This window comes from Bacillus sp. ChL18, assembly GCF_026241425.1.
Lineage (GTDB): Bacteria > Bacillota > Bacilli > Bacillales > Bacillaceae > Bacillus > Bacillus velezensis.
Window position 1 is genome coordinate 1,431,241 of the sequence record NZ_JAPHWE010000001.1, and the last position, 25,818, is coordinate 1,457,058.

The window sequence follows — 25,818 nt, forward strand, 5'->3', positions numbered from 1 at the left end:
CCCTGGGTTTCTTTTTATTTAGATGTTTCGCTGACGGCCGTGACATTCCACGGACTGACCTCTTTGCCATTTTCAAGCACGAGCACGTAATTGCCGTTTGAATGCTTGACTGAATTGACTGGGCTTGTCTGGTCCTTCCCGTCGCTGTCGCTGAATGTGACATTTTTGCCGATCCAGTTCACATACATCGTAAACGGATCTTGATTTTCTACAAATTTAGTCATCGTCGTATTCATATTCATCATTTGCTCCAATGAAGAAAATGTCGCCATCTGGCTGATGAATTCTTTGTCATCAACCGGATTGAGCGGGTCCTGGTTTTGAACCTGTGTCATTAAGATCTTAAGAAATTCGTCTTTTCCTAAATTCGTGCTGCTGTTTACTGCGGAGGTGCTCTTCGCGCTTGAAGTGGTTGAAGCGCCCGCCGCGGCATAATCCGAGTTTACTGATGTCAACTATTCTTCCTCCATTTCATTGAGAGAAAGCTCCTCCAGCATATCTCCGAAATCGCCTGACTGCTGCTGGTTCTTCTGCTCTCTCTGTCCCTGATGCTGCTGTTTATTGTGATCGGCCGTCTGCCCGTAAACAGGCTGCTGATCCCCGCTTTGAAGCGGGACTGTAAAACGGTCGACCTGGACCGACATATTCGGAAGCGACTGTTTCAGCTGAGGAAGATGCTGTTCCAGCAGCTCTTTCGCGGACTGGCTGGATGCGATTATTTTGCTTTGAAACATCCCGTTTTCGTTTGTCACCTTAATTGTGACAAATCCGAGGTTCTCGGGATTAAGACGAATCGTAAAGCTTCCGGTTGTTTTCCCGAAAGGCGTGTATTTCATCTGTTTCCAGCCGCTGATGACCTGATCCGTTAACGGTTTATTTTCTGCCGGCTGCTGTTCAGCTCCTGCGGACGTTTGCTGAATGCCGGCAAGGCTTCTCGTTCCCGAAAACAGGATATGTGCAGACAATTTGCTGTCAGGCGCCTTTGCGTGAGAAACCGTGCCGCCGTTTTGCTGTTCTGTTTTTCCGGCTGACTCTTGGGATGATTCAGATGATTGAGATAACACAAAAGCTTTCAGCTCAGTTTCAGCCATATCCCATTCCTTTGTTCCCTTTTGAGAAAGGCCCGCAAGCTGCTCCGCGACGCTTTGAAAGCTCTTCAGCTCAGCGGCTGTCATGGAGTAAAGTTTAGATGCAGATTCGTTTTTCGGAAAAAATGTCTGCCGCAGGTCTTGAATCACGCGGTCCGGAACGCCTTGTTTTTTCAATGCCTCTAATAAACGGGCGCCTTCCTGGTAAACCGCCTTTGCCTGCGCGCTGTCAGGCAGTTCCTGCTGAGATGTGAAGAGCTGGGATACGGCTTCATGAATGAAAAGCAGACCCTTCTCAAGCGCATCCTTGACGGAATCCCCGTCTTTTGCGGAAGAATCCGGCTCATCCGTTTCGGGCTTCGCCCCATGCTGTTTTCCCGCTAACATGTCTTCAACAGATTCGGCAAGCTGTTTCAATAAAGGAAGAGCTGTTTCAGCCGTCTGCTTTCCTTCAAGAGCTTTTACCGCCTCAAGCAGCTGTTTTAGCTGCAATTCTTTATCTTCCGGGCCGGCTTTCAGCCAATCACCGATTTTCGATAGAGCATCATTCAGCTCTGCGTCACTTGTTTTTGTTTCATCTCCGGGCTGCCGGGGAGAAGTGATTTCCGACAGGAGCCAGTTATGAAATAGACCTAAGCTGTTTACATTCATCTTCACATTGCTGTTTTGCGCAGCCTGCGTACGATTACCCGTTAATTCAAGCAGCCTCAACTTACATCACTCCTTATTTCCGTCAGCGGATAGTTTTTCTGTATATTTAGCCGCTTGTTCAGGAGTCATTTTCGTCAAGATTTCAGCAAGCTGCTTTTTACTTAATCCGTTTAAAATATCGAGGGCTTCTTTTTCTTTCAGCTTTACGATAATGCTTGCCGCTTTACCGCTGTCCATACTTTTATAGATGTTGATCATCTTATCTTTTCCGGCTGAATCCGAAGCGTCTTTTTTCGTTTCATCCGTCTTCGTTTTCTGCTGCTGTTCAGCTTCCTGTTTCAGTGAACGGATTTTCTGATTCAGATTATCGATTTCGGATTTGCTTGTGTCTAAATCTTTATTCAAAATGTTAATTTCACTTTTTTGTTCCTTTATGGTCTTTTCAAGAGAAGCCGTTCTGTCTTCCTTCTGCTTTTCCGCCGCGCTTTTCATTTCTTTCGTTTCGGGAACCAATTCTTTTAAAACAGGCGTTTTAGCGGCTGTTTCCTGAATCGGCTTCATCACATCAACGCCGGCAGCCCAAAGGATGATGCTTGCGACGATGATCAGAAAAATCAGCGGGATCATGATAAAAAGCAGGATTGAACCGAACTTTCCAGATCTCTTTTCTTTATCGGCCATTTCATTCGCTCCTAATGCCCCTGAATCATAAACTGCTTGATTGAAATGTCGTCCATTTCCCTCATCTCTGCAGCTTTGTCTTCAAGTGCGAACATATTAAATTGTTTTTCCCGCATTTTTTCAAATTTCTTTACTTCAATGTTTTTTTCGGTGAGCTGTTCCTGCTTCTCATTCATTTCATTTCGTTTCATGATGACAAGCTTTTGATAATGATAGATGGTGTTCTCAAGATTGGAAACGAAGTGCTGATAATGTCTCATTTCCTGAACGCTCATCCCGCATTTCAGCTTTGATTCTTTGTCTTTTTCGAGCAATTCTTTTTTGCTCATATTTTCATATAGTTTTTCAGCCACTGTCTCAAATTCAGAAACCGATTGTCTGTATTCAGTCAATGTTTGGTCTTTTTCATTTTCTTTTAATTCCAGCAGCTTTTGAAATCTGAATTGGTATGCCACGATGTTTATTCCTCTTTTCCTGTCAGACTCGTCAATGCCGCAATGCTGTCTTCCAATTGAGCGGGTTCTTCCGTTCCTTGTTTTAAAAATTGAATAAGCTGCGGATAAAACTGAATCGCTTCATCAATTTCTCTTGATGATCCTCTTTTGTAAGCTCCGATATTAATGAGATCTTCAGAGTTTTGATAAGTTGACAGAAGATCGCGGAATTTGTTGGCCGCCTCTATATGCGATGTGTCTGAAATATTAGACATGACCCTGCTGATGCTTTTCAGGATGTTCACGGCCGGGAACTGCCCTTTGTTGGCAAGCGCCCGATCGAGAACGATATGCCCGTCTAATATTCCGCGCACCGTATCGGCAATCGGTTCGTTCATGTCATCTCCGTCAACGAGAACCGTATAAAAAGCGGTTATCGTTCCTTGTTCATTCGCGCCCGTTCTTTCCAGCAAACGGGGCAAAATAGCGAACACAGAAGGTGTATATCCTTTTGTTGTCGGCGGTTCTCCCGCTGCCAGGCCGATTTCCCGCTGAGCCATCGCGACCCTCGTGACAGAGTCCATCATGAACATCACATTCCGGCCTTTATCGCGGAAGTACTCTGCAATGGCGGTGGCCGTATACGCCGCTTTCAAACGCATTAAGGCAGGCTGATCAGAGGTCGCGACTACGACTATCGAGCGTTTCAGTCCTTCTTCGCCTAAATCCTTCTCGATGAATTCACGCACCTCGCGCCCCCGTTCACCGACGAGTGCGATAATGTTTAAATCAGCTTCAGTCTGCTTCGCGATCATTCCCATCAGGGTGCTTTTTCCGACTCCGCTTCCGGCAAAAATCCCGATTCTCTGCCCTTTTCCTACCGTCAGCAGACTGTCAATCGATCTGACGCCGACACCCATCTTTTCCCGTATCGGCGGGCGTTTCATCGGGTTTGGCGGCGGCTGTTCCGTCGAAACGGGGGACAAACCTTTCGGAAGCGCCCGGCCGTCAAGAGGTTCGCCGAACGCGTCGACAACCTGTCCGATTAAACCCGCGCCTACTTTGATGCGGAGCGACTCGCCAGTGGCCTCCACAATGCTGCCCGGCGCGATGCTGGCCGCTTCCAGATAAGGCATTAGCAGAATGTTTTCATCCTGGAAGCCTACAACCTCAGCTTTAATTGCTTTTTTCGTATGGCCTTTCGGATAAATGAGACAAACATCTCCGATTGAGCTTTCGGGCCCTTTTGATTCAATCATCAGCCCGATGACCCGTTTAACCTTGCCGTAGCGTTTGTACGGATCCGCTGTTTCAATTGAGTCTATTAAATACTGTGTCTTCATTGCTCCGCTCCCGCCTCAAGCGCCGTTAAAAGTTTTTGCTTTAATTGCATCAGCTGGGTGTCTACGCCTGCATCAACACGTCCGAACGGAGTTTCTATCGAGCACGTTCCCTTCGCGGCTTTTTCATCGGCATATAAGCTTAATCTGCATTCTTTGTATAACAGCTGCTGAATTTCGTCCATATGCTGATGAACCGTCTCATAATATTCAGGGTCCACATAGATGGAGATGTCATCATAATCTTTTACTTCGGCTACTACCTGTTTGACCAGCAGAAGGAAAGCCTCTTTATCATCACTTTTTTGCCGCCATACTTTTTTAGCGAGCGCAACGGAAAGCTCAATAATTTCTTCCTCAGCGCTTTCCAGTTTTTCCTCGACTGACTGTCTCGCCATTTCCATAACGGCATTGGCCCGGCTGATGAGATTAGCGTATTCAGCTTGAGCCTCGGCTTTTCCCAATGCCATGCCTTCTTCATATCCTTCTGCCTTTGCTTCTTCTATCAATCTTTGTTTTTCTTCCGCCCAGCGGTTTTTCTCTTCTTCAATCTGCTGAAGAGTGTGCTCAAATTGATTTTTCGCTTCTTCAGACACCCTGTCGGCTTCTGCTTTGGCAAAAGCCATGAGAGCCTCTGGATTTTCGAGTTCCTCCCGGTCTTGCTGGGAATGTGTTTTCCTGACTTCCTGCAAGGAAAGCTTGCGCCGTTTTTGTTCAGGAGAAAATGATGATTGCTGTTTAATGATATTAGACAATAATATCGTCTCCTCCGCCTCGCGCGATTACAATTTCACCGGCTTCTTCCAGCTTGCGGACGACGCCCACGATTCTTGATTGCGCCTCTTCCACATCACGCAAACGCACAGGCCCCATAATCTCCATTTCCTCTTTAAACGTTTCAACCATACGCTGTGACATATTGCTGAAGACGATTTCTTTGACTTCCTCGCTCGCAACCTTCAATGAAAGCAGGAGGTCGTCGTTCTCAACGTCTCTGATCACGCGCTGAATCGCACGGTTATCAAGGGTGACAATATCTTCAAAGACAAACATCCGTTTTTTGATTTCATCCGCCAACTCAGGATCTTGGATTTCTAATGAATCAAGGATCGTTTTTTCCGTTCCTCTGTCTACGCCGTTTAACACTTCAACAACGGCTTCTATGCCGCCGGTCTGCGTATAATCCTGCGTAAAGGAGGAGGACAGCTTTTGTTCAAGGACCCGCTCCACTTCATTTATGATTTCAGGAGACGTTCTGTCCATAACCGCAATCCTTCTTGCCACCTCAGCCTGAACGTCCGGGTTCAGCTCAGACAAAATCTGTCCGGCCTGCACCGGGTCAAGGTAGGATAAAATCAGCGCCATCGTTTGCGGATGTTCCTGCTGAATGAAATTTAAAATCTGTTCGGGTTCCGCTTTTCTCGCAAAATCAAACGGCTTTACCTGCAAAGAAGAGGTGAGCCTGTTTAAAATGCTTACCGCTTTGTCTTCTCCGAGCGCTTTTTCAAGCACTTGGCGGGCGTAATTTAAACCGCCTTGTGAAATATAGTCCTGTGCGATTGCGATATTATGAAATTCTTCAATGATTTCATCTTTTCTTTGATGATCGACGCTTCTGACTCCCGAAATCTCGAGTGTCAATCTTTCAATTTCTTCTTCAGACAAATGCTTGTATACAGAAGCTGATACATCAAGGCCTAAGGAAATCATGAGGATGGCTGCTTTTTGTTTTCCTGTAAGCTTGTTCTGATCACGTTTCGCCATTTTCCATTCCCCCTAATCCTCGTCCAGCCAGCTTCGAAGCAATTTAGCAAAGTCTTCCGGTTTTTCTTTAGCCATTTTTTCAAGCTGTTTTCGTCTGACTGTTTCTTCCGTTTCAATTTTCTCTTCGTTGATATCAGGCAATCGAACCGGCTCCGACGGTGTTTCATATTCATATTCTTCGTATTCATCCTCTTGTGAGCGTTTCTTTCTGATGAGGAGAATAATAAGCAGAATAATGGCCGCAAGCAGTACGCCGCCTGTAATGTATACCCAGATCGGAAGACCTGAAGATTGTGCCGAATCTGTGTTCAGGCTTGTTTTTCCGTCAAACGGCTGAACGGATACAACGATTTTATTGTTGATATCATTGTCTGTCAGGTTTTGATTTTGCGTTTCGTTTTTATCAAGAGACGTTCTGACGACCGTTCCTAAAATCTTCTGTATATCAGCCTGTCTCTGTGCTGATAAGGAAGCGGCATTTTTCGGATTAGGCGGCTCCACCATGACCTGAATGCCTAAATCACGCACTTTATACGGGCTTTCAGCGATTTCTTTATGAATGCGGTTGACTTCATAGTTGATTTTATTGCTGCTTTTTTCGTAGTCCCCGCTGTTTGAACCGCCGTTTGTCTCGGCATAGTTCGCGGTGTCATTGCTTCCCGTTCCGGCCGTGCCGCCGTTGGCCGCTCCGTCGCCTTTATACGTTTCCGCAACTTTTTCGGCGCTTACCGCTATGCCTTCCATGTTATCTTTATCGACAGGTTCGACAGTGTCTTCAGTGCGTTTTTCCTTCGTGAAGTCAATATCCGCCGTTACGGAAACAACGACCTTATCCTGCCCCATCATTGTGCCGAGCAGTGACTGAACATGTTTTTGAATGTCCTTTTCGACCTGCGACTTAATACCTTGCTGAGAAGCATAACTGTCAGAAACGGCCCCTGCACCGCTGTCACTTTTGTCATAATATGTAGAATTTTGATCCATTATGACGATATTATCTTCTTTTAAGTTCGGAACACTTTTAGAAACGAGATGGTACAGCCCGTTGATCTGGTTTTGATCAAGCGAGTAGCCCGGTTTAATCTGCAAAACGATTGAAGCGGATGCTGCCGGCTGATCTTCACCGACGAACACGGCTTCTTTCGGCATATTGATCATGACCTTCGAGCTTTTAATACCGTCCATTTCATTTATCAGGTTTGACAATTCGGTCTGAGTCGCCTCAACCTTTAAAACGTCAAACTCATTATCTGTCAGGCCGAAGCCCGCATTTTGTCCGAAGAACGAATAATCAATTGATCCCGTTTTCGGCAGGCCTTCTGCGGCAAGCTGGACTTTAAGCGAATCCACTTGGCTCTCAGGAACCTTAATGACTGTGCCGCCGTCAGCAAGTTCAGAAGACACCTTTTTCGTATCGAGCTCTTCTTTAATCTTCCCCGCTTCTTCCGCGGACAAATCTTTATAAAGAGGCACCATCTTTTCAGACGAAGTAAAAATAATAACGACGATGAGTAAAATAATGAATGCGGCCAAGCCGCTTACCATGAGTATCTTCTGTGTTTTTGATCTGTTGTTCCAAAACGCTGCCGTTTTGGTTTTCATTTGCATTAGAGTACGATTCATGTTAACCCCCGGTCATTCCAGTCATTCTCTTCAATCTGACCACTACATCTGCATTCTCATGATTTCCTGATAGGCTTCCACGGCTTTATTGCGGAATTCGGTAGCGGCCGTCAGAGAAATATTTGCTTTTTGGGCAGCGATCATGACCTCGTCAAGGTTTACATCCTTTCCTGCAGCCAGTTCGTTCGTTATTTGGTCAGATTTTACTTGTGACTCATTTAACGAATCAATAGAGTTTTTTAAAAGCTCCGAAAAGCTTGTTTGGTTTGAAGAATCAGTTTTTTGAGTTTGGTTTAATTGATTCGTTACGTTTTGAGTGTTTTGGGTTTGTTGAAGCTGAAAAGGAGTAATAGCGTTAACCACTTACATCACCTTACTTTCCGATTTCTAAAGCCTTCAAAAGCATGCCTTTGGAGGCGTTTAATGCAGTTACGTTTGCTTCATATGATCTCGAGCTGCTGACAAGATCCACCATTTCCTTTAATGGATCTACATTTGGTTTTTGTACATATCCGTCTTTATTCGCATCAGGATTCTCCGGATCATAAACGAGATTAAAAGCGGACGGGTCTTCCGTAACACCAGATACCTTTACGCCACTTCCCGCGCTTCCTGTTCCGATCATCTTGGAATGTAAAAGGGACGAAAATGATTCGCCTCCGGATTGGAGAGATACCAGCTTTCTTCTGTAAGGCACCCATTCGCCATTTACCTGCTTCGCTCTCGTTGTATCCATATTGGCCAGGTTGGACGATACGACGTCCATCCGGACACGCTGTGCAGTTAAAGCGGAACCCGAAATATTTAAGCTTTGAAAGCCACTCATTATTTTCCTCCTGTCAAGACGGTTTTCAGAGAATTGAATTTGCCGCTCATTCTTTCAACCAAAGCCTGATAATTAATTTGGTTTTCGGCTAAATCTGTCATTTCTTTGTCGATATCGACATTGTTTCCGTTTTGCTGGTACGATGTATCACTGCTGGAAACGATAGAATAATCGTCCCCCGAACCCGTAAAGTCAACGTGCCGATAGTCGGTTTTTACAGCCTCAAGATTGGATGTTTCCTGATCTAACAAATTTCGGAAAGAGACTTTTTTTGCCTTATAGTTCGGTGTATCTATATTGGCGATATTATTAGTTAAGACTTTTTGCTTAATGTCCGCTCTCCCCAAGGCATTCTCAAGATTTTGTATAGTTCCAGAAAATAAGTCCAAATCCACTTACCTCCATTTCAGATATTTTTCTCCTAAAAATCCTTGTCGAGAATTGTAAAACCATATGCTTATTGTAAGAAATAACAGGCTTAAAGTCTATGAAGTTAGGCTAAAAAAAAGTGCTCAATTGTATCTATTTTGCATGTGGGTATTAAGTCCTAGAATATTTGTACTACAAGGGTTTGTTTAATATTAGACTGAAAATAGCGGAATTTCTGTATCTTCCTCCTTTTTTCACACAGCAAGATGGATTATCTCAGATCAGATTCCAATAAGCAACTTTAAACTGCAACTTTTCACCTATTGTTCATAAAAAAAGCAGGACCCCCATTTTCAGGGATCCTGCTTTTGTCTTAATGAGATTTAAGGTTTTCCAATTCAATAAGGAATTTGTTGTTCAGAACTTTAATGTACGTCCCCTTCATTCCCAGTGATCTGGATTCAATGACGCCTGCGCTTTCCAGTTTTCTCAGCGCGTTAACGATTACTGAACGCGTAATGCCGACACGGTCCGCAATCTTACTTGCCACAAGCAAGCCTTCGTTTCCGTCAAGCTCTTCAAAGATATGCTCAATCGCTTCAAGTTCACTGTAAGACAGAGAACTGATCGCCATTTGAACAACTGCTTTGCTTCGCGCCTCTTCTTCGATTTCTTCCGCTTTTTCTCTTAAAATCTCCATTCCTACAACGGTTGCTCCGTATTCAGCAAGAATGAGATCATCATCTTCAAATTGATCCTGCAGACGGGACAGAATGAGCGTGCCCAGTCTCTCTCCTCCGCCGATGATCGGCACGATCGTTGTTAAGCCCGCTTGGAACAGGTCTCTGTTTTCTACAGGAAACGCCGTGTATTCGCTGTTGATATCAAGGTTTGAAGACGTCTCCGGAACATTGAACAGATTTCTCGTGTACTCTTCCGGGAACTGGCGGTCTTCAAGCATTTTTTTCATGCGGTCATTTTCAATCTGCTGATTAATAGAGTAGCCCAAAAGCTTTCCTCTGCGGCTGACGACGAAAATATTAGAATCAATGACGTCACGAAGCGTTTCAGCCATTTCTTTAAAGTTTACGGGTTTGCCTGCCGCAGCCTGCAGCATGCTGTTAATAATTCGTGTTTTTTGTAGTAAAGCCATGATAAATAATCCTCCTAGAATTCCTCTTATTAAATTTTCACAATATAAATTGACTTAGATCTTTGTTGTTTGCAATCGTTCCGAGCTTTTCTTCAACGTATTGCGGCGTGATAGCGACTTTTTCCATCGTCACGTCCGGCGCTTCAAACGACAGGTCTTCCAAGAGACGTTCCAATATCGTGTGAAGCCTTCTCGCTCCGATGTTGTCCGTATCCTGATTCACATGATAAGCTACTTCGGCGATCTTACGAATAGCTTCGTCAGAAAATTCAAGAGATATACCTTCTGTCTGCAATAAAGCCTGATATTGTTTTAACAGCGCGTTATCGGGTTCGACGAGAATCTTCACAAAATCATCTACTGTCAGCTTGCTCAATTCTACACGAATCGGAAAGCGGCCCTGCAGCTCCGGAATCAGATCAGACGGTTTGGCCATATGGAATGCCCCGGCTGCGATAAACAGCACGTGATCTGTTTTGACGGAGCCGTATTTCGTGACGACGGTAGATCCTTCGACAATCGGAAGGATATCTCTTTGAACGCCTTCTCTCGATACATCTGCTGAGGAAGAAGCCCCTCCGTTTTTTGCGATTTTATCTATTTCGTCAATAAAGATAATGCCGCCCTCTTCAGCTCTTAACACGGCCTCTTGGCCGACTTCATCCATATCGATTAATTTGCCTGCCTCTTCATTGGTCAGAACCTTCCTTGCTTCTCTGACCGTCATTTTGCGGCGTTTTTTCTTTTTTGGCACCAGATTGCTCAGCGCATCCTGCATATTCATGCCCATCTGCTCCATCCCGGAGCCTTGCAGCATGTCAAACATCGACGGCTGCTGCTCTTCCACCTCTACGGAGACGTAATGGTCTTCGAGCTCTCCCAATGCGAGCTGATGCGCCATGCGCTTTCTTTTCTCTTCAAGGCTTGCTTCTTCCTGCTGGTCGGCTTCATCATCATTTGCCGCCTGGCTTCCTCCGAAAAGCATTTCAAACGGATTTTTCACACCCGCTTGTTTTTTCTTGCCCGGAACGAGAAGCCGCACTATACGTTTGTTTGCATTTTCTTCAGCCTGTTCTTTCACTTCGCTGATTTTTTCTTCTTTAATGAGCCGAACGGATGTCTCAACGAGGTCTCTGACCATTGATTCGACATCTCTGCCTACATAGCCGACTTCTGTAAATTTTGTCGCTTCAATTTTTATAAATGGCGCACCGGTAAGCTTGGCGATCCGTCTGGCGATCTCTGTTTTCCCCACCCCGGTCGGGCCCATCATCAGGATGTTTTTGGGAACGATCTCGTCTCTCAGTTTTTCATCAAGAAGACTTCTGCGATAGCGGTTTCTTAATGCCACGGCGACAGCTTTTTTCGCATCCTGCTGTCCTACAATGTATTGATCCAACCGATCTACGATTTGTCTCGGTGTTAACGGTTTGTTTTCCATGCGCCTCAAGTCCTTTCTATTCAAGTTCTTCCAAAATGATCTGATCGTTTGTGTACACACAAATCTCGCCCGCGATTTTCAAAGCGGCTTTTGCAATATCTTTGGCGGACAGATTCTCTCCGGCATAGGTTTTCAGCGCTCTTCCTGCTGACAGGGCGTAGTTTCCGCCGGAGCCGATTGCCAAAATGCCGTCATCCGGCTCAATCACTTCACCTGTTCCCGATACGAGAAGCAAGGTATCCTGGTTCATGACAATCAGCATGGCTTCCAGCTTGCGCAGCACTTTATCGCTGCGCCATTCTTTCGCAAGCTCAACCGACGCACGTTTTAAATTGCCGTTATATTCTTCAAGCTTCGCCTCAAACATTTCAAAAAGTGTGAAAGCGTCTGCAACAGATCCTGCAAATCCGGCCAGAACCTTTCCGTTAAACAGCTTTCTCACTTTTCTCGCGGTATGTTTCATGACTACAGCCTGACCGAATGTGACCTGGCCGTCTCCTGACATAGCGCTTTTCCCGTTATGCCGGACGGCAAAAATCGTTGTCGCATGAAAAGATGACATGAGAAGGGCCTCCTTTTAATTTTCTTTAAAAGCTCTCGGGTGGTGGGACATATATGTGTTTCTCAGCATTTCCTTCGATACATGCGTGTATATCTGCGTAGAAGACAGATTGGAATGGCCCAAAAGCTCCTGGACGCTTCTTAAATCAGCCCCTTCATTCAGCAGATGAGTCGCAAACGTGTGCCGAAGCATATGCGGGTGTATATGTAAAGTGCCGGATGCTTTTTTTACAAGCCCGCTTAAAATATACCGGATTCCTCTGGCGGTCAGCGGGCCGCCTCTTTGATTGACAAACAGCACATCATGAGGCTCTTTTGCTTTTTCAAGCAGGCACTGCCTTCCGCTGTTGATATACAGCTCCAGCGCATCACGGGCATATGAGCCGAACGGGATATAGCGCTGCTTCTTGCCTTTCCCGTGAACGAGCACCGTATCCATGAACAGGTCAAGATCGCCGACAGTAAGCGTACAGCACTCACTGACCCTCATTCCGGTCGCATAAAGAAGCTCAAGCAGGGCCTGATCGCGCATCCCTGACGGCTGACTTCTGTCTGAAACAGCGAATAGTTCCTCAAGTTCTTTTTCATAAAGAAACTTCGGAATCCGTTTCTCTTGTTTCGGCAGATGAACAAGCTGAAACGGATTCTCTTCAACAAGCTTTTCCCTCATTAAAAATTTATAGAAGCTTCTCAAAGCTGAAATTTTCTTGCTGATTGTTTTTCTTGACAGGCCTTTTTCATAAGCCTCTGTCAAAAATATTCTCACATCATGATATGCAGCTTCTTTCATTCCATTTATATTTTGAGCATGCAGAAACATCCCAAATTCTTCAATCGAATTAACATAATTCACAATAGTATATTGTGAATAATTTTTTTCAATTTGTAAATATTCAACGAATAACTTTAAAAAAAAGTTAACATTCTCAGTCATTATGAAGACCTCCCTCTCCGAAGGGCTTTTAAATGGTATCATATAATGCATCGAAGTTGCAATGAAAAGCTATATCGTTTTCGAAATAGTTTGAATAGTTCCAATTGCGCGTTTAGCGTATTCTTCATTTCGTTCTTTTTTGTTTTTAATTTTTACAGGCAATTCTTTTAAGAGGCCGAAGTTTGCATTCATCGGCTGGAAGTTCTTCTGATTTGTCGTCGTAATGTAGTGAGCCATGCTTCCGATCGCCGTCTCCTGCGGGAATGTCACAAGATCCTGACCGAGCACAAGTTTGGCGGCATTGATTCCCGCTACAAGACCTGAAGCGGCAGATTCAACATAACCCTCTACGCCGGTCATTTGGCCCGCGAAAAACAGATCGTTCCGCTGTTTAAATTGATATGTCGGGTTCAAAAGGCTCGGCGAGTTGATAAATGTGTTTCTGTGCATGACGCCGTATCTGACGATATCAACATTTTCAAGGCCGGGGATCAGTTTAAGCACTTCTTTTTGGTCTCCCCATTTTAAATGTGTCTGAAAACCTACAATATTATAAAGCGTTCCCGCCGCATCATCCTGTCTGAGCTGAACGACTGCATAAGGGCGCTTGCCTGTTTTCGGATCTTCCAGTCCGACCGGTTTCATCGGTCCGAACAGCATCGTTTTCTTGCCTCTTTTCGCCATGACTTCAATCGGCATGCAGCCTTCAAAGAAGATTTCTTTTTCGAATTCTTTTAAAGGTACCGTCTCAGCCGTCGTCAATGCTTCGTAGAAACGGTCGAACTCTTCCTCTGTCATCGGGCAGTTTAAGTACGCCGCTTCTCCCTTGTCATAACGGGATTTTAAGTACACTTTCTCCATATCAAGGCTGTCTTTTTCGACAATCGGCGCCGCCGCGTCATAAAAATACAGATACTCTTCTCCCGTGAGCTCTTTCAGCTGCTGTGAAAGCGATTCTGACGTAAGCGGTCCGGTCGCGATAACAGTCGGGCCTTCCGGAATCTCTGTTACTTCCTCAGTAAGAACCGTTACGTTCGGATGGTTTTTCACGAGATCCGTCACGCTTTGCGCAAATTCATGACGGTCAACGGCAAGCGCTCCTCCGGCCGGAACCGAGCATTTATCAGCAGATTGAATGATTGCCGAGTCAAGCGCCCGCATTTCTTCCTTTAATACGCCTACCGCATTGGCGAGTGTATTTGAACGGAGGGAGTTGCTGCATACCAGTTCGGCGAATTTATCAGTATGATGGGCTGCCGTCTGCCTGACAGGCCGCATTTCATATAGTTTCACTTGAATTCCTCGTTTTGCAAGCTGCCATGCCGCTTCACTTCCGGCAAGGCCTGCTCCGATTACATTAACTGTTTGCTGGTTCATTTCTTTTCATCTCCTGTTGTTTGTCCCTTCCACACAAAGAAGGTGAGCAAGGCTCTGCTCACCGCTACTTCTGTGGTTCTTCCTTATAATCGCATTCGACGCATTGGACTTGTATCCCTTTTTTAAGCTTTTTCTCTACGAGCATATTTTCACATTTCGGGCATTTTCGTTCAATCGGTTTGTCCCAAGATACGAAGTCGCATTCAGGATAACGGTCACAGCCGTAAAAGACGCGTTTCTTTTTTGATTTTCGTTCGACAATGTTTCCTTCATGGCACTTAGGGCATTTTACGCCGATTTGTTTGACAATCGGTTTTGTATTCCGGCAGTCAGGGAAGTTGGAGCACGCCATAAATTTGCCGTATCGGCCCATTTTATAAACCATCCGGGAGCCGCATAACTCACAATCTTCATCGGCGTATTCAGGTTCAATTTCCACTTCTTTCATTTCGGCTTCCGCTTTTTTCACGCGTTTTTCGAAATCAGTATAGAAGCTGTCAATGATTTGAACCCATTCTGTCTGGCCATCTTCAACATGGTCAAGGTCTCTTTCCATCTTAGCCGTGAATTCAACGTTAATGATTTCCGGGAAAAACTCCATGATAAGATCCAGCACGATCTGCCCAAGCTCAGTCGGCACAAACCGTTTATTGTCTAATCCCACGTAACCGCGGCGCTGGATGGTGTCAAGAGTCGGCGCATATGTCGAAGGACGGCCGATCCCCAGTTCTTCAAGCGTTTTAACCAGGCGCGCCTCTGTATAACGCGGAGGCGGCTGAGTAAAGTGCTGCTCAGGCTCAATATCTTTCGATAAAACCGTGTCTCCCTCTTTAAGGTCCGGAAGCATGCGGTCTTTTTCTTCCAGCTGATCGTCTTTACCCTCTACATAGACTTTCATGAAGCCGGCGAATTTGACTTTACTTCCGTTTGCCCGGAATGTCAATCCGTTATTGCTGAGATCGACGCTCATCGTATCAAGGACGGCAGGCGCCATCTGGCTTGCAACAAAGCGCTCCCAAATCAGCTTATATAATCTGAGCTGGTCTCTTCCAAGCACCGCTTTTAAGTCGGCAGGTTTTCTGAGCACCGAAGTCGGGCGGATCGCTTCGTGGGCATCTTGAGCGTTTTCATTTTTCTTTGCCGGTTTCCGTTTTCCCGCTAAGTACTCTTTTCCGTACGCCTGATCAATAAAAGCTGACGCTTCTTCAACGGCTGTATTGGAAATCCGCGTTGAGTCCGTTCTCATATACGTGATGAGCCCGACTGTCCCTTCTTTGCCGAGATCAATTCCTTCATATAATTGCTGAGCGATCATCATCGTTTTCTTCGCCCTGAAATTCAGCTTTCTTGCAGCCTCCTGCTGCAGAGTGGACGTTGTAAACGGCAGAGCGGGATTTCGTTTGCGCTCTTTTTTCGTAACCTTGTCAACTGTATACTTATTGCCTTTCAGCTGAGCAAGGATGGCTTTTACGTCTTCTTCGCTTTTTAAAGGAAGCTTTTTGCCGTTTTTTCCGAAAAATCCGGCTTCAAACGTCTCTTTTCCTCTTAAAAATGAGCCGGTAATCGTCCAGTACTCTTCAGGTTTAAAGTCATTGATTTCCTTTTCCCGGTCGATGATCAGCCGGAGCGCAACGGATTGCACACGGCCCGCACTGAGGCCTTTTTTTACTTTTTTCCAAAGAATCGGGCTGATTTTGTATCCGACAAGTCTGTCTAATATGCGGCGCGCCTGCTGCGCATCGACAAGATCCATATTAATCATGCGCGGATGTTTAAATGATTCTTTAATGGCGTCTTTCGTTATTTCATTAAAGACGACCCGGCAGTCCGAGCTGAGATCCAGATCAAGGCTGTGTGCGAGATGCCATGCAATCGCTTCCCCTTCTCTGTCGGGGTCGGCCGCGAGATAGACTTTTTTTGCTTTCTTTGCCGCTGTTTTTAATTCTTTTAAAACAGGGCCTTTTCCGCGGATCGTAATATATTTCGGTTCAAAGTTCTGTTCGATGTCAACTCCCATTTGACTTTTCGGAAGATCCCGGACATGTCCCATTGAAGCTTTGACTTTATATTTCTTCCCTAAATAACGTTCAATCGTTTTCGCCTTTGCCGGCGATTCCACGATGACTAGATAATCAGACATTTTCATCCCCCTCAAGAGGTGTTCTCTCTCTTTTCAAGTATCAATTTATTTTAGAGCTGCCTTTTTATGGCTTTCAACATTCCATTCTTTATGATGAACGTCATTTTATACATGAAAATAATGTGCAACTTTAAATCCTCACTATTATTAAATATTACAATACCGTTTGTCAAACGATATTTCAAAAGGGTTCCGTATACTGAACGCATCGGGCGGTCAGCTCTCCGTCAATATCCTCTGCGCATAATACAGCTTTCGCCCCTTCTTGAATGAGTTTTATAGGTCCTCCGGAATATGGATTAAATATGGAACCCGGAACGGCAAATACCTCTCTGCCTTGATCGAGAGCCTGGTAAGCTGTGATTAATGAACCGCTTTTTTCTTTTCCCTGCACGACCACAATCCCTTCACTTAGTCCGCTGATTATGCGGTTTCTCATCGGAAAGTGCCATTTTTTCGGCTTTGTTTCAGGAGGATGTTCTGAGAGTAGGAGATGGTGTTCAGCCATGTATTCTGCTAACAGGAGATTTTCCCGGGGATAGATGTGATGGAATCCGCCGGCTATCACGCCGATCGTAAGCCCTTTTGCCCTGATGCTCGCCTTATGAGACAATCCGTCTATACCGGATGCAAGCCCGCTTACAATGACCCAGCCTTTTTTTGAGAGTTCGGCGGAAAGATGCCCAACCGCTTTTATTCCGTCTTCCGTCGGTTTCCGCGTTCCTACAATCCCGATTTTTCTGCCTTTTTCAAGAAGCAGCGTGTTCCCTTTTGCATACAAGACAGCCGGCGGATCATAAATCGCTTTAAGCCATGTTGGATAGCGGCTTGATGAAATCGGAATGACAGTAATGCCTTCGCGGCGGTAATCGGACAGAACTTCATCAAGTTCCGAATTCTTGCGCTTTATTTCCCGAAAAATTGCTTCCGGGGCTGTTTTCCCTTCTGATAAAACAGTTAATGGATGCGGATCCGGTAAAAAAGACAGAGAGTGATCAGCTTTCCACCATTTTAATAGAAGAGACGGGGAAATGATTTGATTAATACTGCAGACCATTAAACAGCGCGATGCTTGATCCAAATCTGGAAACCTCCTCTTTTTTTCAGCAAAAACAGGAACAGCCGTTACGGCTGCCCCTGCTTCGATCAGTGCGTTTTGCACGTTTCAAATAAGCCTTTTTCTTTTAACACCTTAATCAGCGTTTCACCCATTACAGAAGGGGTTTCCGCGACTTCAATTCCGCAGGCGTTCATCGTTTTGACTTTTTCTTCTGCCGTGCCTTTTCCTCCGGAGATGATGGCGCCCGCATGGCCCATGCGTTTTCCCGGAGGCGCGGTTTTACCGCCGATAAAGCCGACAACAGGCTTCGTCATGTTCGCTTTCACCCACTCAGCCGCTTCTTCTTCAGCTGTGCCGCCGATTTCTCCGATCATGATGACGGCATGTGTTTCTGGATCTTCATTGAACGCTTTTAACACGTCAATAAAGTTCGTGCCGTTGACCGGATCGCCGCCGATCCCTACAGCGGTAGATTGGCCTACGCCGGCTTCTGAAAGCTGATGGACGGCCTCGTATGTTAATGTTCCTGAACGGGATACAACGCCTACATGACCCTTTTTATGAATGTATCCCGGCATAATGCCGATCTTGCATTCTTCAGGTGTAATAACACCCGGGCAGTTCGGCCCTATTAATCTCGTTTTCTTGCCTTCCATAAAGCGCTTCACTTTCACCATGTCCAAAACCGGAATGTGCTCAGTGATACAAATGACAAGATCAATTTCCGCGTCAACCGCTTCCATAATTGCGTCCGCCGCAAACGGAGCCGGAACGTAAATAACTGACGCATCAGCGCCCGTTGTATGAACCGCTTCTGCGACCGTATTGAATACCGGTACGCCTTCCGCTTCCGTTCCGCCTTTTCCAGGTGTTACACCGCCAACGATATTCGTGCCGTATTCCAGCATCTGCTTTGTATGAAATAAAGCGGTAGAACCTGTAATCCCCTGTACAATAACTCTTGTATCTTTATTGATAAAAACACTCATTATCTGGTCCCCTGCCTTTCATTCTTTCCTAAACTAAGGATACGATTTTCTGTGCGCCGTCTGCCATTGATTCCGCAGATGTGATGTTTAAGCCTGATTCATTCAGGATTTTCTTTCCTAAATCTACGTTTGTCCCTTCAAGGCGCACGACCAGCGGCAATGTCAATCCGACTTGTCTCGTCGCTTCAACAACGCCCTCGGCGATGACATCACACTTCATGATGCCTCCGAAAATATTAACGAAAATTCCTTTTACGTTTTGATCGGAAAGAATGATTTTAAAAGCTTCCGTAACTTTTTCTGCGGTTGCGCCGCCCCCGACATCAAGGAAGTTTGCAGGTTCTCCGCCGTAGTGTTTAATGATATCCATTGTAGACATTGCAAGACCCGCGCCGTTTACCATACAGCCGATATTTCCATCAAGGGAAATGTAGCTTAAATCGTATTTTGACGCTTCGATTTCTTTCGGATCTTCTTCATCTAAATCTCTGTATTCCATAATGTCTTTTTGTCTGTATAACGCATTGCTGTCGAAGTTCAGCTTAGCATCCAGCGCCATGACGTTTCCGTCCCCCGTAACGACGAGAGGGTTGATCTCGGCGATGGAGCAGTCCTTCTCAACAAATGCTTTATATAAACCGAGCATAAATTTAGCGGCTTTGCCGACAAGCTCTTTCGGGATGTTAATTGCGAATGCAATTTCCCTTGCCTGATAGCCCTGAAGGCCGACAGCCGGATCAATTACCGCTTTTTTAATTTTTTCAGGTGTTTTTTCCGCTACTTCTTCAATCTCCGTTCCGCCTTCTTCAGACGCCATTAAAACGATTCTTGAAGTAGCGCGGTCAAGTACAAGCCCGACATAGTATTCCTTTTTAATATCGCAGCCTTCTTCAATAAGTAAGCGTTTTATTACTTGTCCGTCCGGACCCGTTTGATGTGTGACGAGCGTCTTGCCTAACAGTTCTTCGGCATACTCTTTCACTTCATCTTTTGTTTTTGCAATCTTTACCCCACCAGCTTTGCCGCGGCCGCCAGCATGGATTTGCGCCTTTACGACATAAACCGAGCTTGACAGGCTCTCTGCTTTTTCAACTGCTTCCTCTGCTGTAAAAGCCACTTTACCTTCAGGAACAGACACCCCGTATTTTCTGAGGACTTCTTTTCCCTGGTACTCATGGATATTCATTTCCCATCCTCCTAACTTATGTAGCAAAACTAAAAATAGACTGCGCTTTCATTCTATATAATACTGGAAGAATTGTCTAGGGTTCAAAACAAAATCTTTATATCCTTCCAAACATTCTAACTTTTATTTTATTGAAAATATAAATTTAAACGGAGTCCGGGAAATGAATGGTCCTTATTTTTCGTTTTTCAGGGTTTCGTCCAGCCTGTAAACAAATGAAAAAATTTCGGCAACGGTTTCATAAAGCGCCTCCGGTATCTGATCGTCAACCGTCAAATGGCGCATTAATTCGACAAGGGTTCTGTCTTCCTGAATGGGGACCCCAGCCTTCTCAGCTTCTTTTATAATATTTTCCGCCACGTGCCCCCTGCCTGTTGCGACAACCTTCGGGACTTGGTCTTTCTGCCGGTCGTAATGCAGGGCGACAGCTCTTCTTAACGGCGTTTGCTCTTTCATATTTTCACATCCACTTTTCTTCCGCCGTCTTTTTCTATAAACTCTTCCACAAGAGCGCTCTGGTCTTTCGGGCGCCGTTTTTTAGACGTGACGCCTGACAGGCTGAAGCCTGTTTCTTTTACGGCTTCTTTTAAAGCCGGTACGAGAGGGTCGATGGCCGCCTGAAGCTCAAAATCAGTCTCAACCGTAATGGTCATTACATTTTGCTGAATCATGCAGTCCACAACGGTTTCTTGCAGTGTTTCAAGGTGCAGCAAAAATAGGAGCCTGCAATGTGACGGATCGAGTTTTCCGTCCGGCTTCTTCCGTCCTTTAAAGAGAACTGTGATGTCATTCTCATACGCGGACGCTCCCAGCGGAAATGACAGCACCATCTGCGTAAAAGAAGGGTTATGCTGCTCAATAAACAGCTGGCCGTTTAATTTATGAAGAAGCGGTTCCGCCTCTTGTTTAACGGATTGGGGCGCTTCTTGAAGCGTCCGGACGGCTTGGAGGGCTGTTTTCAGCGCTTGTTTCTCCGGCTGCGGAGACACGCCTTTTTCAAGCGCTGTAATGAATGATAATTCATCACGCGGGCCCAGTCCTTTTTTGATTTTCTGCAAAAGGCTTAATACATCATGTTTTTCCGCATATTTCAATTCGGTGAGCTGAACGGCTTTTTCGAAAACAGCCGCCTCCTGTTCTGTCAGATGTGCGTTTTGAAGAACGGGTGTTGTTTTCAATGTTCTTTCTTGAGAAATGAAAGCCTTAATGATCTCCGCCGTTACTTTTACGGGACGGTTTTCAGTTTTTTCTGCCGATGTCATTAATTTCTCTATAATCTGTTTTGCCGTTTTTTCAGGCAGTTCCGTATCTGTCCGTGCACTCGGAGGAGAAGGTTGGCTTGAGACTGCCTTTCCGTTTTCACGAGTCTCTCGGACAAATGGTGATTGTTTTGATTCCGTCCGTTCTCCTTCATCCATCAGCCCTGTTTCTGAGATCGGCATGCGTGCAGCCTCGGCAAGCTTCTTCAAGAGACGTTCTGCATGTAGATCCGTTTCCGCGTTTAACACGTCAGAAACCGCCTCTTTGAGCACAGACAGCTCTTTTGCCGATTGCGGAGCCTGATTGATTGCCTGAAGCAGTCCTGAGAGGAGGCGCCGGGTCGGAACCGGATATTTAACGGCATGAATGGCTGACAAGACTTCCGGATGTGCGGGCAGTTCCCGTTTCAGCGCAAATACGATTGTTTCCGCCGCTTTTTTCAATTCGGCGGCCGGAAGCGATTCAGCCCAGCGGATACAGGCTTTGAGGCTGTTTTCCGTCATGGGCAGCTGCTGCTGCATAAATGTTTCGGCAATCTTCAGAGACACAGGGCCTGGTTTGACGGAAAGAGCGTTTAACAGTCTTCCCGTCGCTTCCTGAACGGTTTTCGGGCTTCCTTCGAATTGGTCGATGACATGAAGCCGGCCCGTTTTTTCCGCCGGCTGTTTGTCGTAAGAAAACCAGTAATACGCCTGCGGACGAAGGGCGGTTTCAAGTTTTCCCTGCATCGTCCGGCCGCCGATTTGGATAAGAGCGCTTTGATCGTCCAGCAAACGGAGAACCTTCCCTAACAGCAGCCTTTGAGCGCCGCTGTCTTTACCGCCGTCTTGCCGGTCCGGAGGGATTTCCGCCGTCAGCTGTCTGAAAGCCGCTTGGATTTCGCCGCTTATGTTCATGTCTTAAGCCTCTTTTCTAACAATAAGATTGAACGGGAGCGAACGTTTTTCGGTGAATAGTTGTCGGTCCGTATGCCTGAAGAGCTTCAAGATGTTCTTTCGTTCCGTAGCCTTTATTTTTTTCAAAGCCGTACATGGGGTAGGTTTTGGCGTACTCAGCCATGAGACGGTCCCGCGTTACTTTTGCTATGCAGGCTCCGGCGGCAATTGACACACTTTTGGCATCCCCTTTTATAACTGATGACTGCGGAATGTCAAGCGGAAGGGTCATGGCATCAACAAGCAGATAATCAGGTGTTTCCGTTAAAGCATTGACGGCTTTTACCATCGCCAGTCTCGCGGCCTCATAAATGTTGATCCGGTCAATGACGTCCGCATGGACAATGCCGACTCCTACAGCCGCCGCTTCTTCCGTGATCCGGCTGTAATACTCCTCGAGCTTCTTTTCCGACAATTTCTTCGAGTCCGTGAGACCGAGAATCTCGCATTCTGCCGGCAAAATGACGGCGCCGGCGACAACCGGTCCGGCAAGCGGCCCTCTTCCGGCTTCGTCAACACCCGCAATCAGGCGGAAGCCCTTTTTGGATGACAGTCTTTCGTATGCCGTCATGTTCAGCCATTGCTCTTTAAGAGCTTTTTCCTTCGCGTGCTTTTTCAGCCATTGCTCTAAAAGCGTCTGTACGCTTTTTCTCGGGTCTTTCTCACATTGGGCAAGGAAGGGGTCGCTTTCGTCCCTGACCTCTTGCAGGCGTTCTTTTACGCTTTTTACGGTTAATGTATTCACGTTCTCTTCTCCCTTACATTATGTATATCGGTGTTCTGCGGAAAAAATAAAGACCCGCATCGCTGCGCGTCTTTATTCTGATGGCGTTTCAAATGAAAGCCTGCCGAATTTTTCCGTCCGGATGTCCCGAATGATGACTTCCGTTGTTTTATCATAGTCAACCATTCCGCCGCCCATCAAACAGCCGCGTTTTTCACCGATCGCGTCGAAAAGAGCGGCGATATCCTCAGGGATTTCCTGAAGTCCGTAGCGCTCCTTCAAGCGGTCGGGATAATGCTCTTCCAGAAAGCGCAGCCCGAAGACGGCCACATCCTGCAGGTTGATAATCGTATCTTTAATCGCCCCGGTGATCGCCAGGCGCAAGCCGACAAGCTCATCTTCAAATTTAGGCCATAAAATTCCCGGTGTATCGAGCAGCTCTAATTCCTTGCCTACCTTTACCCACTGCTGTGAAGTGGTAATGCCGGGCCTGTCTCCCGTCTTGGCAATGTTTTTCTTGGCCAGCCGGTTAATGAGCGTAGATTTGCCGACATTCGGAATGCCGATGATTAATGCGCGGATTGCTCTTGGCCTAATGCCTTTTGCTTTCATTTTATCGAACTTATCTTTCAGCAGCTCTTTCGAGGACGGCACGATTTGATGCAGTCCCTGCCCGTTAACGGAGTTTATTGAAAGAGAGGGAATGCCCTGTTCCTGAAAGTGGTCCTTCCACTGGGCAGTCACAGCCGCATCAGCCTTATCGGCTTTATTTAAAAGCATAATGCGCGGCTTATTTTTTAAAATCTCCTCAATCATCGGATTTCTCGATGACATCGGGATTCTCGCATCCACCAATTCGTATACGATATCAATTAATTTCAGTTTTTCTGTTACTTCCCGTCTCGCTTTAGCCATATGGCCCGGGAACCATTGAATGGTCATGTGACTTCGACACCTGCCTTATTTACCGGAACCGGATGTTCCGATGATCTCTTATGTATTTTACGTTGCTTGTTCCGCTTTTACAAATTTCATATAAAAAAAGAGCCTGTTACGGGTAACAAGCTCTTTTCGTTCGTTATCATTATCGTCTGATTTCTTTAATACGAGCCGCTTTTCCGCGAAGTTCACGCAGGTAGTAAAGCTTAGCGCGACGTACTTTACCGTAACGTACAACTTCGATTTTCGCGATTTTTGGTGTGTGTACAGGGAATGTACGTTCAACGCCAACACCGTAAGAAATCTTACGAACTGTGAACGTTTCGCTGATTCCACCACCACGACGCTTGATCACAACACCTTCGAAGATCTGGATACGCTCACGGTTACCCTCAACAACTTTTACGTGTACACGTAAAGTGTCACCAGGACGGAACGCAGGAAGATCAGTGCGAAGCTGTTCTTTTGTGATATCTTGAATTAGTTTTTGCATCGTTTTCAACTCCTTCCAACAGATGCTCTTGGCCACAACTGCAAGGCACAGCGGAACATCGTTTTCAAGCTTCTGAAGGATAAGCCTCCTTAAGCCACAAGTAGTATCTTATCATATCTTCATCGCCTGCGCAATAGAATCTATTCGTTTTCCCACTCGGAAATCCATTTTCTTTGCTCATCAGTGAGAGGATAGTTTTCAAGAAGATCCGGACGTCTTAAAAAGGTTCTTCTGATTGATTCTTTATTGCGCCATTCTTGTATTTTGGCATGGTTGCCGGACAGAAGGGTCTCAGGCACTTTTAAGCCTCTATAATCTGCAGGCCTCGTATAGTGCGGATGCTCTAAAAGCCCCGTGCTGAAGGAATCCTCCACGTGGGATGCTTCTTTTCCGAGGACGCCCGGCAAAAGCCTGACAACGCTGTCGGCGATCATCATGGCAGGGAGCTCTCCCCCGGTCAGCACAAAATCCCCGATGGAGATTTCATCAGTGACAAGATGTTCCCGGATCCGTTCATCATACCCTTCATAATGTCCGCAAATAAACATGAGATGTTCCTCTTCCGCCAGCTCCTCGGCTTTCTTCTGCGTATAACGCTCACCTTGCGGGCAGACGAGAATAATGCGCGGCTTGGCGTCCGTACCGGCTGTCAGCTTTTCAACCGCATCAAATACGGGCTGCGGCTTTAACACCATCCCGGCTCCCCCGCCGTACGGGTAATCATCAACCGTTTGGTGTTTATTATCCGAAAAAGCCCGGAAATTGATGACGTCAAAACGGACAGCCTCTTTTTCCTGTGCTTTTTGCAGAATGGATGAGCCGAGCACCCCTTGAAACATTTCGGGAAACAGTGTTAAAAAGTCGATTTTCATTCGTCTATTAACCCTTCCATTACATGAATCTTAATTTTCTTCTCATTTATATTAATATCCTTTACCACAGAAGCAATATACGGAATGAGCGCATCTTTTTTGCCTTTTCTTGCAACCACCCATACGTCATTAGCCCCGGGCGTCAGGATTTCCTTCACTGTGCCGATCAGTTCCCCGTCTTCTGACACAACCTCGCAGCCGATGATTTCATGAAAATAAAATTCATCTTCTTCAAGCTCTCCCAAGTCTTCTTCAGGGACTTTGATCACCATGTTTCTCAGGTGCTCGACTTCATTGAGACTCGGCATTTCTTTGAATTGCAGCAGGTGAAACTGCTTGTGAAGCCTGTGGGCGCTGACCGTTACTTTGACAGGCTCCGCAGCCCCTTCCGCAAACAAATAAAGCGTATTGCCGGGCTTGTACCGTTCTTCGGCAAAGTCCGTTTTAGAAATGACCCGCACTTCGCCTTTAATGCCGTGGGTATTTACAATTTTGCCTACATTAAACCATCTGTTTGTCATATTATCACCTCGGGCGGATTTCAATTACTACCCCGTCTTTTATGACGATGGTATTTGCCGCTGTTTTTTCATGCCAGTTATCACCGACGTTGATTGAAAGCAGCGCATCGATCTCCTTTTCCTTCACTTCGCTTCCAAGCGGGAGCGACTCTGTCTGGCTTATTTGGAAATCGATCATTTTGATTTTGTCTTGTCTTTTTTCAATGGCTTTTTTAAAAGATTCCGCTACATCGGGATTCTGCTGATCTTTTTCATGTTTTCTAAGCTGAAAATAGAGCTGGCTGCATTCTCGTTCAAGCGTTTGCTTTTTTTCTGCAAAAGAGGCCAAAAGCTTTTCCTTGCTTTGCTCGGTCAGAACCTGCATAACGGTTACCCTGTGAATAATCTGCATAGGACCAGACTCCCCACTCTTCCAACATATTTCTGTTCATTTGCCTTTTTTACGTGTAAAAAAAGG

General features: G+C 45.9%; 28 protein-coding genes. All 28 read right to left on the minus strand.

Translation table 11 applies throughout. From position 1 onward, the window contains the following. Nucleotides 1-14 precede the first annotated feature (14 nt). Nucleotides 15-455, minus strand: a complete 441-nt coding sequence (flgD, locus tag OQ477_RS07085) for a flagellar hook assembly protein FlgD (RefSeq protein ID WP_007409782.1) — start codon at nt 453-455, stop codon at nt 15-17. Further along, the gene (locus OQ477_RS07090; RefSeq protein WP_265971951.1) at nt 456-1,799 is read right to left on the minus strand and encodes a flagellar hook-length control protein FliK; all 1,344 of its coding nucleotides are present in this window, start codon (nt 1,797-1,799) and stop codon (nt 456-458) included. A 6-nt stretch (nt 1,800-1,805) separates the two neighbouring features. After that, nucleotides 1,806-2,420 carry a MotE family protein gene (locus tag OQ477_RS07095; protein ID WP_015388236.1) on the minus strand — a complete coding sequence of 205 codons (615 nt, stop codon included), beginning with the start codon at nt 2,418-2,420 and terminating at the stop codon, nt 1,806-1,808. Between the two features lie 11 nt (nt 2,421-2,431). Next, entirely contained in the window at nt 2,432-2,875 is a 444-nt protein-coding gene (gene fliJ, locus OQ477_RS07100) for a flagellar export protein FliJ (RefSeq protein WP_032874893.1), read from the minus strand. 5 nt (nt 2,876-2,880) lie between these two features. Next, entirely contained in the window at nt 2,881-4,197 is a 1,317-nt protein-coding gene (fliI, locus tag OQ477_RS07105; RefSeq protein ID WP_101669538.1) for a flagellar protein export ATPase FliI, read from the minus strand. Further along, complete coding sequence (gene fliH, locus OQ477_RS07110) at nt 4,194-4,949, minus strand: flagellar assembly protein FliH (RefSeq protein WP_265971953.1); 756 nt, start codon at nt 4,947-4,949, stop codon at nt 4,194-4,196. Before fliH ends, fliI begins: the two co-directional genes overlap by 4 nt. Next, nucleotides 4,942-5,958, minus strand: coding sequence for a flagellar motor switch protein FliG (gene fliG, locus OQ477_RS07115; protein ID WP_003154256.1), 1,017 nt, complete (start codon nt 5,956-5,958; stop codon nt 4,942-4,944). Before fliG ends, fliH begins: the two co-directional genes overlap by 8 nt. A gap of 12 nt (nt 5,959-5,970) precedes the next feature. Continuing rightward, nucleotides 5,971-7,581: a flagellar basal-body MS-ring/collar protein FliF gene (gene fliF / locus OQ477_RS07120; RefSeq protein WP_265971955.1), complete on the minus strand. Its 1,611-nt coding sequence runs from the start codon at nt 7,579-7,581 to the stop codon at nt 5,971-5,973. Between the two features lie 42 nt (nt 7,582-7,623). Continuing rightward, nucleotides 7,624-7,944: a flagellar hook-basal body complex protein FliE gene (gene fliE, locus OQ477_RS07125; protein ID WP_007409777.1), complete on the minus strand. Its 321-nt coding sequence runs from the start codon at nt 7,942-7,944 to the stop codon at nt 7,624-7,626. 10 nt (nt 7,945-7,954) lie between these two features. After that, nucleotides 7,955-8,407, minus strand: coding sequence for a flagellar basal body rod protein FlgC (gene flgC / locus OQ477_RS07130; protein WP_265971957.1), 453 nt, complete (start codon nt 8,405-8,407; stop codon nt 7,955-7,957). Next, nucleotides 8,407-8,796 carry a flagellar basal body rod protein FlgB gene (gene flgB, locus OQ477_RS07135; protein WP_003154260.1) on the minus strand — a complete coding sequence of 130 codons (390 nt, stop codon included), beginning with the start codon at nt 8,794-8,796 and terminating at the stop codon, nt 8,407-8,409. The genes flgC and flgB overlap by 1 nt, the downstream gene beginning before the upstream one ends. A 353-nt stretch (nt 8,797-9,149) precedes the next feature. Further along, complete coding sequence (gene codY / locus OQ477_RS07140) at nt 9,150-9,929, minus strand: GTP-sensing pleiotropic transcriptional regulator CodY (RefSeq protein WP_003154263.1); 780 nt, start codon at nt 9,927-9,929, stop codon at nt 9,150-9,152. A 37-nt stretch (nt 9,930-9,966) separates the two neighbouring features. Beyond that, nucleotides 9,967-11,370: an HslU--HslV peptidase ATPase subunit gene (hslU, locus tag OQ477_RS07145; protein ID WP_007611413.1), complete on the minus strand. Its 1,404-nt coding sequence runs from the start codon at nt 11,368-11,370 to the stop codon at nt 9,967-9,969. Nucleotides 11,371-11,386: 16 nt separating this feature from the next. Beyond that, a complete protein-coding gene (gene hslV / locus OQ477_RS07150; protein WP_014417767.1) occupies nt 11,387-11,932 on the minus strand; it encodes an ATP-dependent protease subunit HslV in 546 nt (181 codons plus the stop codon). Between the two features lie 15 nt (nt 11,933-11,947). Beyond that, nucleotides 11,948-12,865, minus strand: a complete 918-nt coding sequence (xerC, locus tag OQ477_RS07155; protein WP_007409774.1) for a tyrosine recombinase XerC — start codon at nt 12,863-12,865, stop codon at nt 11,948-11,950. 69 nt (nt 12,866-12,934) lie between these two features. Then, on the minus strand, nt 12,935-14,242 hold the full coding sequence (gene trmFO, locus OQ477_RS07160) for an FADH(2)-oxidizing methylenetetrahydrofolate--tRNA-(uracil(54)-C(5))-methyltransferase TrmFO (protein ID WP_265971959.1): 1,308 nt from the start codon (nt 14,240-14,242) through the stop codon (nt 12,935-12,937). A gap of 64 nt (nt 14,243-14,306) precedes the next feature. Then, nucleotides 14,307-16,382 carry a type I DNA topoisomerase gene (gene topA, locus OQ477_RS07165; protein WP_265971960.1) on the minus strand — a complete coding sequence of 692 codons (2,076 nt, stop codon included), beginning with the start codon at nt 16,380-16,382 and terminating at the stop codon, nt 14,307-14,309. A 181-nt stretch (nt 16,383-16,563) separates the two neighbouring features. Continuing rightward, nucleotides 16,564-17,463: a DNA-processing protein DprA gene (dprA, locus tag OQ477_RS07170; protein WP_265971961.1), complete on the minus strand. Its 900-nt coding sequence runs from the start codon at nt 17,461-17,463 to the stop codon at nt 16,564-16,566. Between the two features lie 65 nt (nt 17,464-17,528). Next, on the minus strand, nt 17,529-18,431 hold the full coding sequence (gene sucD, locus OQ477_RS07175) for a succinate--CoA ligase subunit alpha (RefSeq protein WP_003154281.1): 903 nt from the start codon (nt 18,429-18,431) through the stop codon (nt 17,529-17,531). A gap of 28 nt (nt 18,432-18,459) precedes the next feature. Then, nucleotides 18,460-19,617, minus strand: a complete 1,158-nt coding sequence (gene sucC / locus OQ477_RS07180; protein WP_003154283.1) for an ADP-forming succinate--CoA ligase subunit beta — start codon at nt 19,615-19,617, stop codon at nt 18,460-18,462. A gap of 174 nt (nt 19,618-19,791) precedes the next feature. Next, on the minus strand, nt 19,792-20,073 hold the full coding sequence (locus OQ477_RS07185) for a FlhB-like flagellar biosynthesis protein (RefSeq protein ID WP_014417762.1): 282 nt from the start codon (nt 20,071-20,073) through the stop codon (nt 19,792-19,794). Further along, the gene (locus OQ477_RS07190; protein WP_265971962.1) at nt 20,070-21,773 is read right to left on the minus strand and encodes a glycosyl transferase; all 1,704 of its coding nucleotides are present in this window, start codon (nt 21,771-21,773) and stop codon (nt 20,070-20,072) included. Before OQ477_RS07190 ends, OQ477_RS07185 begins: the two co-directional genes overlap by 4 nt. Nucleotides 21,774-21,789: 16 nt before the next feature. Continuing rightward, the gene (locus tag OQ477_RS07195) at nt 21,790-22,557 is read right to left on the minus strand and encodes a ribonuclease HII (protein ID WP_007611398.1); all 768 of its coding nucleotides are present in this window, start codon (nt 22,555-22,557) and stop codon (nt 21,790-21,792) included. A gap of 72 nt (nt 22,558-22,629) precedes the next feature. Then, the gene (gene ylqF, locus OQ477_RS07200; protein WP_007611396.1) at nt 22,630-23,478 is read right to left on the minus strand and encodes a ribosome biogenesis GTPase YlqF; all 849 of its coding nucleotides are present in this window, start codon (nt 23,476-23,478) and stop codon (nt 22,630-22,632) included. Between the two features lie 142 nt (nt 23,479-23,620). Continuing rightward, nucleotides 23,621-23,968: a 50S ribosomal protein L19 gene (rplS, locus tag OQ477_RS07205; protein ID WP_003154288.1), complete on the minus strand. Its 348-nt coding sequence runs from the start codon at nt 23,966-23,968 to the stop codon at nt 23,621-23,623. A 140-nt stretch (nt 23,969-24,108) separates the two neighbouring features. Then, the gene (gene trmD / locus OQ477_RS07210) at nt 24,109-24,840 is read right to left on the minus strand and encodes a tRNA (guanosine(37)-N1)-methyltransferase TrmD (RefSeq protein WP_022553353.1); all 732 of its coding nucleotides are present in this window, start codon (nt 24,838-24,840) and stop codon (nt 24,109-24,111) included. Next, nucleotides 24,837-25,361: a ribosome maturation factor RimM gene (rimM, locus tag OQ477_RS07215; protein WP_072176999.1), complete on the minus strand. Its 525-nt coding sequence runs from the start codon at nt 25,359-25,361 to the stop codon at nt 24,837-24,839. The genes trmD and rimM overlap by 4 nt, the downstream gene beginning before the upstream one ends. A gap of 4 nt (nt 25,362-25,365) precedes the next feature. After that, complete coding sequence (locus OQ477_RS07220; protein WP_003154291.1) at nt 25,366-25,752, minus strand: YlqD family protein; 387 nt, start codon at nt 25,750-25,752, stop codon at nt 25,366-25,368. Nucleotides 25,753-25,818 lie beyond the last annotated feature (66 nt).

Coding starts and splice junctions, on each gene's coding strand:
- OQ477_RS07095 (WP_015388236.1), bottom strand. CDS start 2,420: ATGGCCGATAAAGAAAAGAGATCTGGAAAGTTCGGTTCAATCCTGCTT.
- fliI (WP_101669538.1), bottom strand. CDS start 4,197: ATGAAGACACAGTATTTAATAGACTCAATTGAAACAGCGGATCCGTAC.
- fliG (WP_003154256.1), bottom strand. CDS start 5,958: ATGGCGAAACGTGATCAGAACAAGCTTACAGGAAAACAAAAAGCAGCC.
- fliF (WP_265971955.1), bottom strand. CDS start 7,581: ATGAATCGTACTCTAATGCAAATGAAAACCAAAACGGCAGCGTTTTGG.
- flgC (WP_265971957.1), bottom strand. CDS start 8,407: ATGAGTGGCTTTCAAAGCTTAAATATTTCGGGTTCCGCTTTAACTGCA.
- codY (WP_003154263.1), bottom strand. CDS start 9,929: ATGGCTTTACTACAAAAAACACGAATTATTAACAGCATGCTGCAGGCT.
- hslU (WP_007611413.1), bottom strand. CDS start 11,370: ATGGAAAACAAACCGTTAACACCGAGACAAATCGTAGATCGGTTGGAT.
- hslV (WP_014417767.1), bottom strand. CDS start 11,932: ATGTCATCTTTTCATGCGACAACGATTTTTGCCGTCCGGCATAACGGG.
- xerC (WP_007409774.1), bottom strand. CDS start 12,865: ATGACTGAGAATGTTAACTTTTTTTTAAAGTTATTCGTTGAATATTTA.
- trmFO (WP_265971959.1), bottom strand. CDS start 14,242: ATGAACCAGCAAACAGTTAATGTAATCGGAGCAGGCCTTGCCGGAAGT.
- topA (WP_265971960.1), bottom strand. CDS start 16,382: ATGTCTGATTATCTAGTCATCGTGGAATCGCCGGCAAAGGCGAAAACG.
- sucD (WP_003154281.1), bottom strand. CDS start 18,431: ATGAGTGTTTTTATCAATAAAGATACAAGAGTTATTGTACAGGGGATT.
- sucC (WP_003154283.1), bottom strand. CDS start 19,617: ATGAATATCCATGAGTACCAGGGAAAAGAAGTCCTCAGAAAATACGGG.
- OQ477_RS07185 (WP_014417762.1), bottom strand. CDS start 20,073: ATGAAAGAGCAAACGCCGTTAAGAAGAGCTGTCGCCCTGCATTACGAC.
- OQ477_RS07190 (WP_265971962.1), bottom strand. CDS start 21,773: ATGAACATAAGCGGCGAAATCCAAGCGGCTTTCAGACAGCTGACGGCG.
- ylqF (WP_007611396.1), bottom strand. CDS start 23,478: ATGACCATTCAATGGTTCCCGGGCCATATGGCTAAAGCGAGACGGGAA.
- rplS (WP_003154288.1), bottom strand. CDS start 23,968: ATGCAAAAACTAATTCAAGATATCACAAAAGAACAGCTTCGCACTGAT.
- trmD (WP_022553353.1), bottom strand. CDS start 24,840: ATGAAAATCGACTTTTTAACACTGTTTCCCGAAATGTTTCAAGGGGTG.
- rimM (WP_072176999.1), bottom strand. CDS start 25,361: ATGACAAACAGATGGTTTAATGTAGGCAAAATTGTAAATACCCACGGC.
- OQ477_RS07220 (WP_003154291.1), bottom strand. CDS start 25,752: ATGCAGATTATTCACAGGGTAACCGTTATGCAGGTTCTGACCGAGCAA.